At 65.5% G+C, this 13,252-nt stretch carries 10 protein-coding genes; 1 reads left to right on the top strand and 9 read right to left on the bottom strand.

The features are described from left to right. Nucleotides 1-11: 11 nt before the first annotated feature. The 9 genes from OG990_RS24320 to OG990_RS24280 all read right to left on the bottom strand — a co-directional run bounded on the left by OG990_RS24320 (nucleotide 12) and on the right by OG990_RS24280 (nucleotide 12,077). Complete coding sequence (locus OG990_RS24320; RefSeq protein WP_406077291.1) at nucleotides 12-1,097, bottom strand: IS110 family transposase; 1,086 nt, start codon at nucleotides 1,095-1,097, stop codon at nucleotides 12-14. 192 nt (nucleotides 1,098-1,289) lie between these two features. Further along, nucleotides 1,290-1,592, bottom strand: coding sequence for a transposase (locus tag OG990_RS24315; RefSeq protein WP_406077290.1), 303 nt, complete (start codon nucleotides 1,590-1,592; stop codon nucleotides 1,290-1,292). Between the two features lie 715 nt (nucleotides 1,593-2,307). Further along, on the bottom strand, nucleotides 2,308-3,573 hold the full coding sequence (locus OG990_RS24310; RefSeq protein ID WP_406077289.1) for an MFS transporter: 1,266 nt from the start codon (nucleotides 3,571-3,573) through the stop codon (nucleotides 2,308-2,310). Then, nucleotides 3,570-3,692 carry a hypothetical protein gene (locus OG990_RS24305; RefSeq protein WP_406077288.1) on the bottom strand — a complete coding sequence of 41 codons (123 nt, stop codon included), beginning with the start codon at nucleotides 3,690-3,692 and terminating at the stop codon, nucleotides 3,570-3,572. Before OG990_RS24305 ends, OG990_RS24310 begins: the two co-directional genes overlap by 4 nt. 1,724 nt (nucleotides 3,693-5,416) lie before the next feature. After that, a complete protein-coding gene (locus tag OG990_RS24300; protein ID WP_406077287.1) occupies nucleotides 5,417-6,082 on the bottom strand; it encodes a hypothetical protein in 666 nt (221 codons plus the stop codon). A 215-nt stretch (nucleotides 6,083-6,297) separates the two neighbouring features. Beyond that, nucleotides 6,298-6,879, bottom strand: coding sequence for a hypothetical protein (locus tag OG990_RS24295; protein ID WP_406077286.1), 582 nt, complete (start codon nucleotides 6,877-6,879; stop codon nucleotides 6,298-6,300). Nucleotides 6,880-7,093: 214 nt separating this feature from the next. Then, nucleotides 7,094-8,386 carry a GTP pyrophosphokinase family protein gene (locus tag OG990_RS24290; protein ID WP_406077285.1) on the bottom strand — a complete coding sequence of 431 codons (1,293 nt, stop codon included), beginning with the start codon at nucleotides 8,384-8,386 and terminating at the stop codon, nucleotides 7,094-7,096. 1,051 nt (nucleotides 8,387-9,437) lie between these two features. After that, nucleotides 9,438-10,442 carry a hypothetical protein gene (locus tag OG990_RS24285; protein WP_406077284.1) on the bottom strand — a complete coding sequence of 335 codons (1,005 nt, stop codon included), beginning with the start codon at nucleotides 10,440-10,442 and terminating at the stop codon, nucleotides 9,438-9,440. A 537-nt stretch (nucleotides 10,443-10,979) separates the two neighbouring features. Then, the gene (locus tag OG990_RS24280; protein ID WP_406077283.1) at nucleotides 10,980-12,077 is read right to left on the bottom strand and encodes a nuclear transport factor 2 family protein; all 1,098 of its coding nucleotides are present in this window, start codon (nucleotides 12,075-12,077) and stop codon (nucleotides 10,980-10,982) included. A 181-nt stretch (nucleotides 12,078-12,258) separates the two neighbouring features. Here OG990_RS24280 and sigJ point away from each other — a divergent pair, with 181 nt between their 5' ends. Then, a complete protein-coding gene (gene sigJ / locus OG990_RS24275; RefSeq protein ID WP_406077282.1) occupies nucleotides 12,259-13,215 on the top strand; it encodes an RNA polymerase sigma factor SigJ in 957 nt (318 codons plus the stop codon). Nucleotides 13,216-13,252: the final 37 nt, after the last annotated feature.

The raw sequence follows: 13,252 nt of genomic DNA, 5'->3' as shown, positions 1-13,252 counted from the left end.
ATGCTCCTATGTCAAGCCGCCGCCGTCATCACGGTTGTCAGGTTGGTAGGAGGCAACGGCGTGACGGTTCGGGCGGACTGGGATGCGCGGCGTTCGTCGGCGAGGAGGGCGGTGAAGACCCGGTCGGACAGCCTGCGGCGCAGCAGCCGCAGCGCTTCGGTGCGGGTCTTGCCAGCGGCGAGCTGCTTGTCGACGTAGTCCTTGCCAGGGCCGACGCCGCGGGCCTGCGTGACGGCGATCATGTGCAGGGCGGTGTTGACGACCCGGTTGCCGCCACGGTTGAGCCGCACCCGCACCGTGTTGCCTGACCAGACCGGGATCGGGGCCGTGCCGTTGAACCGGGCGTAGGCGTGCCTGGAACGGAACCGGTCGGCGCCGGCGGTCTCGCCCAGGATCATCGCCGCGCCGAGGACACCGCAGCCGGGAACTGCAAGCAGGCTCGGCGCCAGGACGCGGACCAGGTCGCGTAGTTCCCGCTCCAAGCTGTTGATCTGCACCGTCAGCTCCCGACACCGCACGAGGAGGTCCCGGGCGATCCGAGCCACCGTGCCCTCAGCCCCGGCGAGCCGGTCGTTGAGGTCGTCGATGACGCAGTAGCGGCGCAAACCTCGAGACGGGATGTGCAGGCCCGGGTCAAGTTCGTGCAGATGCCACCGCAGCCGGTTGACCAACTTGGTCCGCTCCGCGACCAGGTCCCGGCGGTGGTCAGACAGGAGTTTCACCTGCCGGGCTGGGCCGTCCAGCCGGGCCACCGGCAGGTCCGGTTCGCGAAGCGCCGCGTGCGCCACCGCGAGCGCGTCAATCGGATCGGACTTGCCGGCCTGCCGCGAACTCCGACGCGCCGCGGCCATCAGCCGGGTCGGCACCCGCACCACCTGGTGCCCGGCGCGCAGCAAATCGCCTTCCAGACGGCGGGTCAGGTGCCGGCAGTCCTCCAGCGCGAAGCGGACCTGCGGCCATTGCGCGGCCCACTGCACCGCCTGCAGATGCCCATCGCTGGTCGTTCCGACCGTTCGTTCGCCGAGCTTGCGGCCCAACTCGTCCGCCGCCACCAGCGTGTGGCTGCGCTTATGCGCGTCGACCCCGATCACGACCATGCCGTCTCCCTCGCCTTGAGCAGCTGAAACCTTCAGCCGGGCAGCGGGGGCACGCCTTCATCGAGCATCGGCACGCACCTATCAAGCCACACCGCGGCCCGGTGCAGGATCCGGCGGGGCCGCACATCAACGAAAAGCCACCAGCCGAAGGCCGGGGCAGCAAAGAAACGAGCGAACCCCGCCGGACCACGATCAGGCTGGCATGAACGCGAAGAAAGCCGTCGCCCGTTTGAGCACATCGACGTCTTCGCGCAGCCTGCGGTTCTCCTTGCGCAGCTGTGCGAGTTCGGCCCGTTCGTCGGTGGTCAGCCCATCGGCGCGGACGCCGGTGTCGAGCTCGGCCTGCTTGAGCCACTCACGCACTGCCGTCTCGGTCAGGTCGAAGTCCTGGCTGACCTGCCGAAGCGTGCGGTCACCACGCTGACACAACTCGACGATCTCGGCCTTGAACTCCGGCGTGAACGAACGCCGAGGCCGTGGCCGCTTCTTTCCCACGCTCTCCCTGATGCTGGACATCCTCCCGGAGACCCCAGGTCCCCTGATCTCGGATGTCCGTCAAAACGGGGCAGGCCCAAACCCCCTACGAACGCCTCAAGCAAAAGACCACGACCCAGGCGTAAACGATCACCGTCGGTTGCACACCGGCCGGCTGCCGGGGGCTGTTCAAACTTTCTGTACGTCTTCAAGGCGGCCCTGGACGGGCCGCACGCGCCGCCGCCTGGGCGCGCGCCGGCCGCCGCCGCTGGCGCTCTGGCGGCCGTCACGCCTGACGCCCGGCGGCTGGCGCGGAAGGCGGTGAGCCCGGGGGCCGCCGCAGAAAGACAGGGTGTTGACCGGTGAGAGGTTGGGCCGGCAGCCGGCCGGGGCCGCGCGGCCAGGACCGCGCGGCGTAGGGGGCGCACACGCCAGCCACGTCGGGCGAGTGGCGGCGTGCGCGGGGTTGCGGTTACTGCGCCTCCGGCGGGGGCGCTCCGGCTCCAGGATGGCCGGGGCTCCGCCGGCGAGTTGCGGTCCGTGGGTGGTCGCGGTAGGCCATCCCGCCTGCCATCGACCCGGGCAAGCCGAGCAGACCACCACCCGGCCCGCCAGCGTCCGAACCTGCGTCAAGGTCCGCTTGACGTGGCGGGCCGGGCGGCGGCCCGCTCCCCAGGAGGGCGGGTCGACGGCAGACAGTGAGGATGGCGGCGGCAGGATCGTGTCCGATGTGAGGTCAGTCAGCGCTGACTGTGGCTGCTGCGTGAACAGTGGCTTCCGCTGGTGCGGGTCGGTGTTGCAGCCCGCGTACGTCGCGGCTGGCGAGCATTCCGAGTATCGCGAGGAGGATGAGACCGGCCGCGCCGACCAGCGTGGCCGCCACGCCGACGGTGTTGGCTACCGGGCCGGCGACGACTTGACCGACGGGTATGGCGACGAACGAGCCGACCATGTCGTACGAGTAGACGCGGGCTAGTTTCTCGGTGGGCACGTGCTCCTGCACGGTGGTCTCCCAGGCGACGCTGAACTGCACCACCCCAATGCCGGCGAGCAGGGCGGCCAGCAGAAGCACGCCGACGACCGGGGCCAGCCCGAGGGCCAGCAACAACAGTGTGTTTCCAGCCATGCAGACCACCCCGAGCAGCAGGAGCCGGTGTACGCGTAGCCGCAAGGCGACAACCGCCCCGATCACCATGCCGGCGGTCTGGGCCGCAAGTACGAACCCCCATGCTTGCCGACCGATCGTCTGGTCGGCGACGACTGGCCCGAGCACATTCACCCCGCCGGAGAACGCCGCGTTGATCAGGCAGAACCCGGCCACGACGACCCAGAGCCAGGTCCGGGAGGTGAACTCGCTCCAGCCGTCATGCAGGTCGGCGAACACATGAGAACGTTCGTGGGTGGGCTGATCGATCGGCGGCACACGTACCAGTCCGAAGAGCAGCGCGGCGATGGTGAAGGTCGCCGCGTCGACGGCGAGTCCCCAGCCGGGGCCGACGGCGGCCACCAGCAGCCCGCCCAGCGAGGCGCCGGCGATCATTGCGGAGTTGAAGAACAGCCGGTTGATGGCGTTGGCCTGGCGTCGTAGCTGGGCCGGCACGGTCTGCGGCACGAGCGCGGAGGCGGCCGGCAACGCCAACGCACTGGCCAGCCCGTTGACCGCCGACAGAACGATCAGCATCGGCACGGTCGCCGAACCGGTCAGCACAGTTGCCGCTACCGTAGCTTGGGAGCCAGCGGCGAGCAGACTCGCGGCCACCATCACCAGATGCCGCGGCAGCCGGTCGCCGATCACACCGCCGACCAGCAAGAACAACACGTTGGTCAGGGAGCGGGCGCCGACGACCAGACCGAGGTCGCGGACGGAGCCGGTCAGGTCCAGCACGGCGAACGACAGCGCGACCGGCGCTACCGCATTACCGGCCATCGTGACCGTGCGGGCGGCCACGAGGTAGCGGAAGGGCGGGTACCGCAACGGCCTCAGCGCCCCCGCCGCGCTCACGCCTCCGGCTCCATCTCGAACAGGGCAACCGTCGTGCTGGTGCGGACGGCCCCGGGCGTGCCCGGCGGCACCGCGGCACGGTGCAGATCGGCGGTGGCCTCGCGGATGCGTGCGGTCACGTCGCGCCACCTATAAGGGTCAACCCACAATTCGGGGTCAGCGAGGTGGTTGTGCAAGGTCCGGCGCTGCACCTGTCACTCTCCTGTCACGCTAGCTCCACGAACGGCCCGGGCCGACCCTGAATGACAGACGAAATCGGCCTCACCAGGACGGGCCACAACTGGCGAGAGGTGTCGTCGGGGACTGGCGGGGAGAGCAGCGGCCCGGCCACAGCTCAGCACCGGGCCAGGTTAGCGAAGATCGGGAGATCCGCCTCGGAGTGTGGGAGACCGGCAACGGCTGGTGAGTGACGAAGTGAGTGACGACCGCGGTGCACCGGACGGACGTTGACGGACGACAAGGGACTGTTTTCGCAGGTAATGCCAGTGTTAGCGCCTGGTCGAGCCCCTGTGATCGTTCCTTCGGGACGACGGAGCTTGACACCCATAGGAGCATCGGGATAGCCGGCAAGTGTCAGTCCTGCTTTGAAGAAAACTCGGGATCAGGTGTCGGATTGGTAGCCTCATCCGCAGGTGCCTTACCGTTCCGGCTTCTGGATTGCTCAATATTGTCGAGAAGTGTCTGGACTCGCAGCACGTGAGGGTCGAGCTTCGTGTCTATCTCTGCCGTAGAAGCGCGTTCCCTGCTGAGATATAGGGGGCCGGCCGCCGGAAGCCCCCGCAGATCGAGGGCGATATAGAGGCCGACAGTACTTGGTACAGGATCGTAAAACGGATCGAACAAATACCACATAACCCGCTCATGCGACGCGGGGTCGTGCAGCTCTATGTATCGCACCATCCCTTGCCGCGCCGAGATCTGGCCAGAGTATACAAGGGGGACGTTTCTGTCATCGTCCGTTGGCGTAGATTTCGCATAGATACTTAGTTTGCCGGTTAAAAGGGAATACTTGACGTCCAAGCGTCGTTCAAAAACATGACCGGAACCCGTTGTGCTCCTGTGGTACGCCCACCAAACGCCCAAGTACTTGCGTCGGCCGGGCAATCGCGTGTACTTGATCAGAATGTAGACTTGTCGCATTGCGAGAGGTGTAAGGCCGAGAAGGAACCCGAGAGAGACTTCCGCCCAATTCACTCCATCCATCTCTGCTCCTAGAGGCGCTAACAGCGCTGACCCTCGATGTCATACGGTAGTGCACCTATGCAACATCGCGGTCCGATTCACGCATTAAGTACCAGGTCGCCTCTATTCTCGGAAGTGCATGCGAGGCAGAGCAGGGCTTCGTTCGGCGACGGCGACACGCACGCCGTTTGTCCTACATGTAGACGGCGGGCTCTTGTCGCGGCCGATACGCAGCCGCTTCCGGGTGGCCCGGAACTCCGTCTCGACCTGGCCGCCGTGCAGCATAGAAGTACAGAACCAACGAGGCTGCCACAGCCCATTATCAACCGGCCGAGGCTCGCGACCTGCCCACCGGGCCGTCAGCAACCGCCTCGCCGGTAATCCACAGGTCTAGGTCGACAGCCGGGACGGCGACGGCGTCAGCGTGCCCGATGCGTGCCCGATGTAGCGGTAAGCAGCGGCCAACACGAGCACCCCCGGCGCCCCGGCTGCCAGCGCTGGGCAGCTCATCCATCAGGCACCGCGACTACCTGATGCAGATCAACCCCGCTTCCCAAGCTGACAGTCGGCACCTTCCAAACTGACGGTGCGCGGTGCGGCGTGGACTCGGACGTCAGCCGAGGCCGCAGTGCCGTTAGCTTGTCGCTGTCCCGGGAGACATCTACGCCCGCCGGCCAACGATGCCGACGAGTCGGCCGATGCGATCAGCCCATCCGGGTAGCCACCTAGGCGGTACATAGACGTCGGTCCCACCCCTCGACCGGTCGACGGCAGCAAGGTCTCGCTCTATCTGATACTTGATGTAAAGGCGGCGAGGCCGAGCGGTCAGCACCTCACTGCGGATGGTGTCGGTGGCAGCAACAGCAAGAACCTCTGTCCGGAATTGGTCTCTCTTTGCTTTGGCCATGAGTTCGTCGGTGCGGCTGGCTACCTCGCCCCGGGGAGTGTCACGTCTGTGCGGGGTCATCTGGTACGACCTCCACGCGTTGTAGCTAGCGTGCCAGTCTCGATCGGCTTCAGCCCAGTCCGACACTGCTTCACGAACCGGCTTCGAGCCATACAGCTCGGTCCTGCTGATGACAGCTGATTGCTCTGCCCGGTCGGGCAGCGCAGGTGCCGTTTCCCATCGTTCGGTGTCCATCGTCTCACTCCGAGCCTGTTCCGCCGTCCGCAGCATTGCGACGTAATCGTCGTAAGCAGCGGTACGCCGCTCCCAGAGCCGATCAAGGTGGAGCGACTTGCGCTGACCTCGAAGAGTCGCCCATGTCAGGACTATGTTGCCGCCGATGGCGGCCAGGGCCACAACCGATGCTTCGCTGAACTGCATAGATGTAGTTTGGCAGGCCGAGTCGAGCGGGTTGGGCCGCGCGAGGCTTGGCCGGGTGACCAATTGGGTGACGACGGAGGCGGGCCAGGGCGGATGTCGATGGACGATGGTGGACCGTGCGGGGAAGCTCAACTGGCCACTCGCCGCAGGTCATCGACCGGCGATGGTTCCTTCGGGACGAAGAGGTCCGGCGTGGGTGGCTTCGCCCTGCTCACCTAGGTGTGGAGGCCGTAGGCGGCAGCCTCTTCCGGCGAGAAGATCAGCTTAGCGCCGAGCGCCGCAAGAGGAGCCTGCTTCGTCGCCTTAACGAAGTTCTCGTCGGAGGTTACGTAAGCATCACCACCCGAGCGAATGTGGCAGTGCAGGCCGAGACCATCGAGACGGCGGTTACGCCACTTGTGCTCGGCCTTCTGCCGGTCCACCTCGTCGATGTCGGCCGGTACTGCCTGGCCGTAGTCGTAGGGCGAAGAGAACAGCACGTCGTGGATGCGCCGCAGCTCCACATGATCATGGTCCCCAGCGACCACACACCAATCGGAGTAGGTGAGGCCAAGAATTGCTACCGGCTTCACAAGCTCAAGGTGATCAAGACCTGCGGCCTTCAGACGGGCTTGGAAGAACCCGAAGTTCGGTAGGTACTCGCCGTCACGCCGTCGTTCCGCCGCTGTCGTTGCAGCAAACCGGACCTGGGCGAGTCCCGCGTCGTGTTGTTCCAGGAGTGCTCGCACTCCGGAAGCAGCAGGCCTGTTCTCTTCGAGAGCTACCAAACAGTTCGTGTCCAGGGTCAAGGTGAGCACAACATCGATGCTGACACGCGCACGAGGACCGAAGCCACCTGCACGGCCGACCCGCGCGATGACGCCTCCCGGGCAGTCTCTGGGCCGTGACGGGGCCGTCAAACGCGGACCAACGATGACCGACGAAGACCAGCAGCACCCGACAAAGAACCAGGTCAGACGCTATGTGATAGCGCCTGACCTGGTGGGCGACAGACGAGTCGACCTGTACGCCCTATTCTGTGGTGCCCTGACCTCCACTGGGATCATCGCTGGAACCGTCCCCAAGCCGTCTGCGAATTTCGTTGATGATTCCCCGCAGGTGGTGTAGAGCTTCGGCGAGCTCAGTAGGAGCCACTGGGCCGGTGCCGTGTACGAGATAGTTCCGTAACTGGCGCAGCCTGTCGTATTCGACGGCCATCTCTAGGGGTAGGAGATTCCGCTCTCGCAAGAGCCGGCCAGGGGGCATCGTGTATTTGCGCAAGCCGAGCGCGGGGCCGAGCTGTCTAGTGAGATGCTCCAGCTCTACCCACAGCATCAGATAAGCGCCAACTCGAGCAGCGGAGTCGTCTTCTTCCGGGTTTGAGCCGTAGAAAGCAGCACGTCGAGCCTCGCGGAGTTCCTGGTACACCTTATAGCGTGACGGGTCCTCAGCTAGCAGGCCGTCAATGATCTGCTCCGCTAAAGGGCGCCTCTCTAGATCATTATGCAGGGCTGCTAAATATGGCGAAAGTTGATCTGGAGTATCGACGCCTAGCCTTGACAGTAGGTCAAAGAGTAGGTCAACTCGCCCCAATCCAGCCTCGTTGACGGGCCGATCCATTTCATCGGGCACGCGGCTCAGTAGATGAACGGCCAAGTCGTAGTGGTTCGCGAACCTGCGGCCACTGCTTGTAACCCGAACTTCACCCGCCTTCTGAAGTCTCTCGAGCGCAATCTCGCCGGCGAGGACCAAGCCGTTGAGCTGATCCAGAATCGCGAGCTCGTCTTCAGAAAGGTTGCCAGCCAAAGGCTTATATACCAGGTCATGCTCAACTTCGGCCCATGCGTGCATAAGCACAGATGCGACTTGGATCTCGATTCGGGCAAGTGAGTAGCGCTTGTCGCTCAAGTCCTGTTCTTTTAACTGCACTCGATAGTGCGCGGCCGCATAGCCGCTGAAGCGTTTGCCGGCTCGCAGCTCTCCGTGCTCCGGAAATTCCTTTATCTCGGCTACATTGAACAGCCTTCGGATAATTCCATCAACTTGTTGAATCTCGGCAGGAAAATACAGGGCAACTCGGATTCCTGCCAGGTCGACGATATCACTAAATACACTGTCGACGCTTTTGTAGGGCCCATTCTTTAGCTCGCGCTGCCGGCATTTTTCCTGTAGGCGATCTCGAGACTTTGCGCGATGCGTGACGATAGACCGTATGCCCGCTGCCTGCAGAGTGGATTCAAGCTCCTGTGATGCAAGGCGTCCGGCTTGTTCGTAGAAATCGTACTCCTTGGTGTATCGAGCGATAAATTCTTCTACGAAGTCCATCAAGCCCTGCCCCGCTACTCGATGCCCGACTATCTTGCTGCGGCCTAGCATAGCTGCTCTAGTAGCGTGAAGGAAGATCGAAGTGGTGCGCTGCGTGTTGATGAACGCGCACTCTGGGAGCGCCAGAAGCTGGACTCAGAAAATGCTGGTGCCCGCCAACGAAGACTGCGTCCCACCCGACGTGATCGACCAGAACTGGCTGTGGTTGGAGTTCGGTGGCGAGTTACTCGATGCCGACATGCGGCGTCTACCAGCTAGAGCCCGTTGGTCAGAACCGGCCCGCGATGGATCGCGTGGGAGGTCGGGATGCTGGGGCTCTTACTTCAGCGGACCTGTACGAACCGGCACCCCCGGTCTTGGACTTGGAACAACAGCTTGGATCGGGTGGAGCCTGTCGACAGCGGCGGCGACAGCAACCGGCGTGGACGAGGGTGCCCGCCGACGGACGCGTGCGGACAGTCGCCCGAGGTCGCGAACACGGACAGACGTCGCCGGACGATCCGCACAGAGCTTGTAAGCGAGGCGTCAGCCGGACGTAGCGGGCCCGACTTCAGGACACATGGACCGGCAAGGCGTCTCACCGCCGATGACGGCCTAGGGTGGGCAGGCCACTGCTGACAGCTCTCACCGACCTGCCACGTTCCTGCTCTCGGTCACGTCGGTCTGCTTCTACTGCTTGTTCCTTCACCCTGGGAAGGTCCGACGCAATCTGCCTGCTCACGGGTTCGCTGACCCTGAGCAGCATCCTCATCGCCATGCGGGCCTCCCGGACGGCTTGGGCGCAGTCCCTGCACAACCTGACCCCTGGCAAGGGTTTCAAGAGCAGGGGCGACCTATCGTCGAACTGGCGCCGGCACATGGACCGCGTCGGGCTTGCAGGGTTCGGCCGGTGCAACACCGCCTTGCGCCCGTCCTGAATCGATCTCCAGCCTGCCGTGCTCCAGCGATCTCCCACAGGGGCAATCTAGACACGCCCGACGCGGGCCGACATCAGCGATTTAGCCCGTATACAGCCGGCCTCACGCAGGGCGCCTACACCACGGACGTGACCCTATGCCGCTCCGCGATCTCGCTCCCACTGCTCTAGCCGCGCTCTCCTCGCGAGGCCCGCAGGCGAGTCTGGGCGGCGGGCAGCCTCTACGATCTCTGCCAGCCGCGGGCCGCGACCGGCAAGCACGTCGAGGACGGCATTCACCACGGGCGGCTCCAGCGCCAGCTGTAACGTCCACTCGCTGCTGTCGTAGCAGCCGAAGATCCGGTTCTCTTGGTCGACCTCGACGAGGCGGCTTCCCGGAACGGCCTCGCCGTTGTGGCCCCCCACACTCGCCTCGACGAACAGCTGCGCAAGCATCTCCTCCCCCCGAGGCGTTTCGAAGAAGGTTGTCGAGAGTGAGCCATCCAAGAGCCACTCGACGAAGGCGACCGCGTCGTCAGTGCGTCGTTCGAGTCTGACGTCTTGGGGCTCCGTCTCGTCCAAGTGAGTGGTGCTGGCGATGACACCGGGAGTGACAAGGCCGATCGCCGTCCGGTCGATGCCGGACGTCATACTGCCCGTTTCGGTGAAGCTCAACTCGCCCCACTGAGGGGTCAAAAGCGGTTCCGTTCCCCACGACTTGGGATCCTCGGGCAGAAACCGCTCCCCCTCAGAAGTGGAGAAAACAGGCCAGCGGGCTCCGTTCACGTACAGCACCCGGTGCACGTCTCTTTCCCGTGCACTCGCGGCTTGTTCGATGTGCTGCTCCCACATCACCGGGGACCACCGGCTTTCATCGACCAGTTCGCCGCCACCGGGTGCGGAGAGGACCAGCGGCAAGTCTCGTAGCGACTCCCGGCTCGCCTGAATTCTGGTGATCTGGTCCGGGTGAACCTCGCCGAGCGTGGGGTCGGAGCCGATGAGTGCAGCTACATCCTTGTCAGGACAACGGATCTCGTCCCCTTCGGCACCGCGTCGCCACAGCGTCTCGCCCCTCCGCAGCACCTGTGTGCGCTCGAGCAGCTGCTCTTCGTCGCCTCGGGGGCTGTAGCGGGCAATCTCATAAAGGAGGTCGCCGTCCATGCTTCTTCTCCTGATGCCGTCTGAGCTGTCCCGCCACTACTGAAGACGGGTTGGCTAGGACGTCGCCGCTCTTGAGCCCACTGGACATCCAAGGGCTGTCGCCGTACGTCCTGGTTGTAGCGGGGACCATAGATCATGCCCCTGACAAGACTGATCATGAGGGTGTGGCAGACGTATGACGAGCACCTACTGCAGGCAAAAAGGAACTTTTGTGCCGCCAACGGGCCGGCGGCACAGCATGGTGAGCAGCCCGCCGAGTAACGCTCCCCGCTCGTGGACGAGTAGCCACGCGAGTAGCCAAGGCAGTGCATCCCGGCGGACATGTCCGTACCTTGGCGGAGTCGGTGAGCAGCGGCGGGCGAGGTTGACCAGGCCTCGCCCGCTGCTGGCAGTGTGGGGGTCAGGGGTTCGAGTCCCCTCGGCTCCACCCTTGGTTGTAAAAGCCAATCGGCACCAGTCAATTGACTGGTGCCGATTGGCTTTTCGTCGAAGGGTGGTTCGTACCACCACGTGCCGAGCTGCGATGCGGGTCCGTTTTCAGAATCCGATGGCTTCGCGGAGCAGCAGGACGGTGCCGCGCCCGGGATGGGGTTCTGCGTTGAGGACGAGAAGGCGGTTGACGGCGCTGGGCTGCCCGTAGGCCACCTGGGCGCGGGCGCTCTCCAGCGGGAGGGCGTGGTCTTCGAGGCGGCGCAGCGCGGTGTCCAGGTCGGGCACCACCTTCTGCGCCCCGACGATCCAGATCGCGCGGGCGGCGCCGCCGGCGTAGGCGGGTAGTTGGCTTCCGCTGGCCGAGGCGACCACGAGGGAGCCGGTTTCGGTGAGCGCGGCGACGCTTCCCACCACGACGTCGGGGCTGGCGAGCAGCCGCCGGATGTCGTCGGCGCCGGTGACGCGGTCCATGGCCAGTACGTGTGGCTTGACGGCCTGATACCGCCCGCTGGTGTTGATGGCCTCGTCGATGCCAGACAGGCGGAGGGTCTCGCTGGCCGCGGTGAAGACGCTGGCGCCCTCCGGTATCAGATCCTCGATGCGCGTACGGGCGGCGGCGGCGTCGTCGAGGATCTCGACGGTGAAACCATGGGCTGTCAGCGCAGCGGCAGCCCGTTCCAGGATCTGCGCGGGTGCCGGGTCGGCGAACATCGTTGCCGGAATCGGGGTGGTCGTGGTGCCTCCTGGGCTGGACGCGGTGACGGTGGCTTCGGGTGCCGAGCCCGCCAGTGGAGTGCTGTCGAGGTACCTGACCTCGTAGACCCGCTCGGTGAACCGCCAGCCGTCCTGGGTGCGCTGGTATCGGTCGTGGTAGATGGCGTAGTTCAGGCCCTGGCGACCGTCGAGGGTGCGCGCGAGCTCCTGGATGTAGGCACGGCCCGTCGCGGTGTCGCCGTCGAGTTGGATCGTGCCCGAGTGCGTGGTCTGCACAAAGAAGTCCCACTGGGCCTGCAGCCGCTCGCCCCCGGCGCGGATCTCCTCCCGGCCGACCAGTTCGGCGGGGATGTTGGGCATCCGCAGCGCGCCGTCCGGCGTGAACAGCGACGCGAGGCGGGTGCGGTCGCGCATCATCGCCGCGTCGGTGAACTCGCCGCGCAGTGCCTCGATCTCGACGCGATCCGCGATGGCCTGAAAGTCACTCATCGGCTCCTCCTGCCTCCCTGTCACATCGAGCCCGGCGTATGACGCCCGCTGGATGGTGTGTTCGTCTCAGCAGTACGACAACGCAGCCCCTCGGATTGTGAGGCGACGCCAACCTCACAATTCGGTGCGCTGTCTTGTCGAACTGGTAAGGGCAGCTGCGACCGAGGGAGTCGGCGACACCATGGCCACCCGATCCGAACCAGGGCACGCCCGACCCGATCCGGGCCTGAGCGCGATCATGAGCGAGCGGCGCCAACTGATCAACCTCGCGTACCGACTCCTCGGCTCCCTGGCCGACGCCGAGGATGTCGTCCAGGAGACCTACGCGCGCTGGTACGCCATGCCGCAACAGCAGCAGGAGGCGGTCGAAACCCCCGGTGCCTGGCTGACGACGGTCGCCAGTCGCATCTGCCTCAACCTGCTGGGCTCGGCGCGGGCCCGGCGGGAGACCTACGTGGGCGAGTGGATCCCGGAGCCGCTGCCCGAACGTACGGAGTGGAACAGCGGACGGTCGGACGGCAGCGCCGTCGACCCGGCTGACCGGGTCACCCTCGACGAGTCGGTCAACATGGCCTTCCTCGTCGTGCTCGAATCGATGACTCCGGCCGAGCGCGTCGCGTTCATCCTGCACGACGTCTTCCGCTACTCGTTCGCCGAGGTGGGCGAGATCGTCGGCCGTACGCCGGCGGCCTGCCGGCAGCTGGCCTCGTCAGCCCGCCGTCGTGTTCGCGCGACGCAGGCTCCCGCAACCCCGACAGCCCGCCAGACCGGCATCGTCAGGGACTTCAAGCGGGCATGGGAGGCCAAGGACATCCATGCCCTCATCGGCCTCCTCGACCCCCACGCCACGGCGACCGGCGACGGTGGCGGCCTCGCCAACGCCGCGCCCTGCCCGATCGAAGGAGGCGAGCAGATCGCGCGCTACCTCGTGGGCCTCGCCGGCAGGGCAACCAACGTGACGATCCTGGAGCGCACGGTCAACGGCCAGCCCGGTCTGGTGGCCCTGCAGGACGGCGTCACCGTGGCGGTGTACGCGTTCGACTTCGTCGGTGACCGGATCACGCGCCTTTGGGCCGTACTGAACCCCGAGAAGCTCCGGCCCTGGCTGCCCGCTCCGCACGGAAGACGACCAGGGTGAGGCCGTCGGCACCGCCGATGGTGGGCACGGACTGGCC

Source organism: Micromonospora sp. NBC_00858 (assembly GCF_045207365.1).
Classification (GTDB): domain Bacteria; phylum Actinomycetota; class Actinomycetes; order Mycobacteriales; family Micromonosporaceae; genus Micromonospora.
The sequence above is the reverse complement of the archived record's forward strand: the minus strand, read 5'-3'. Positions and strand labels throughout refer to the sequence as shown.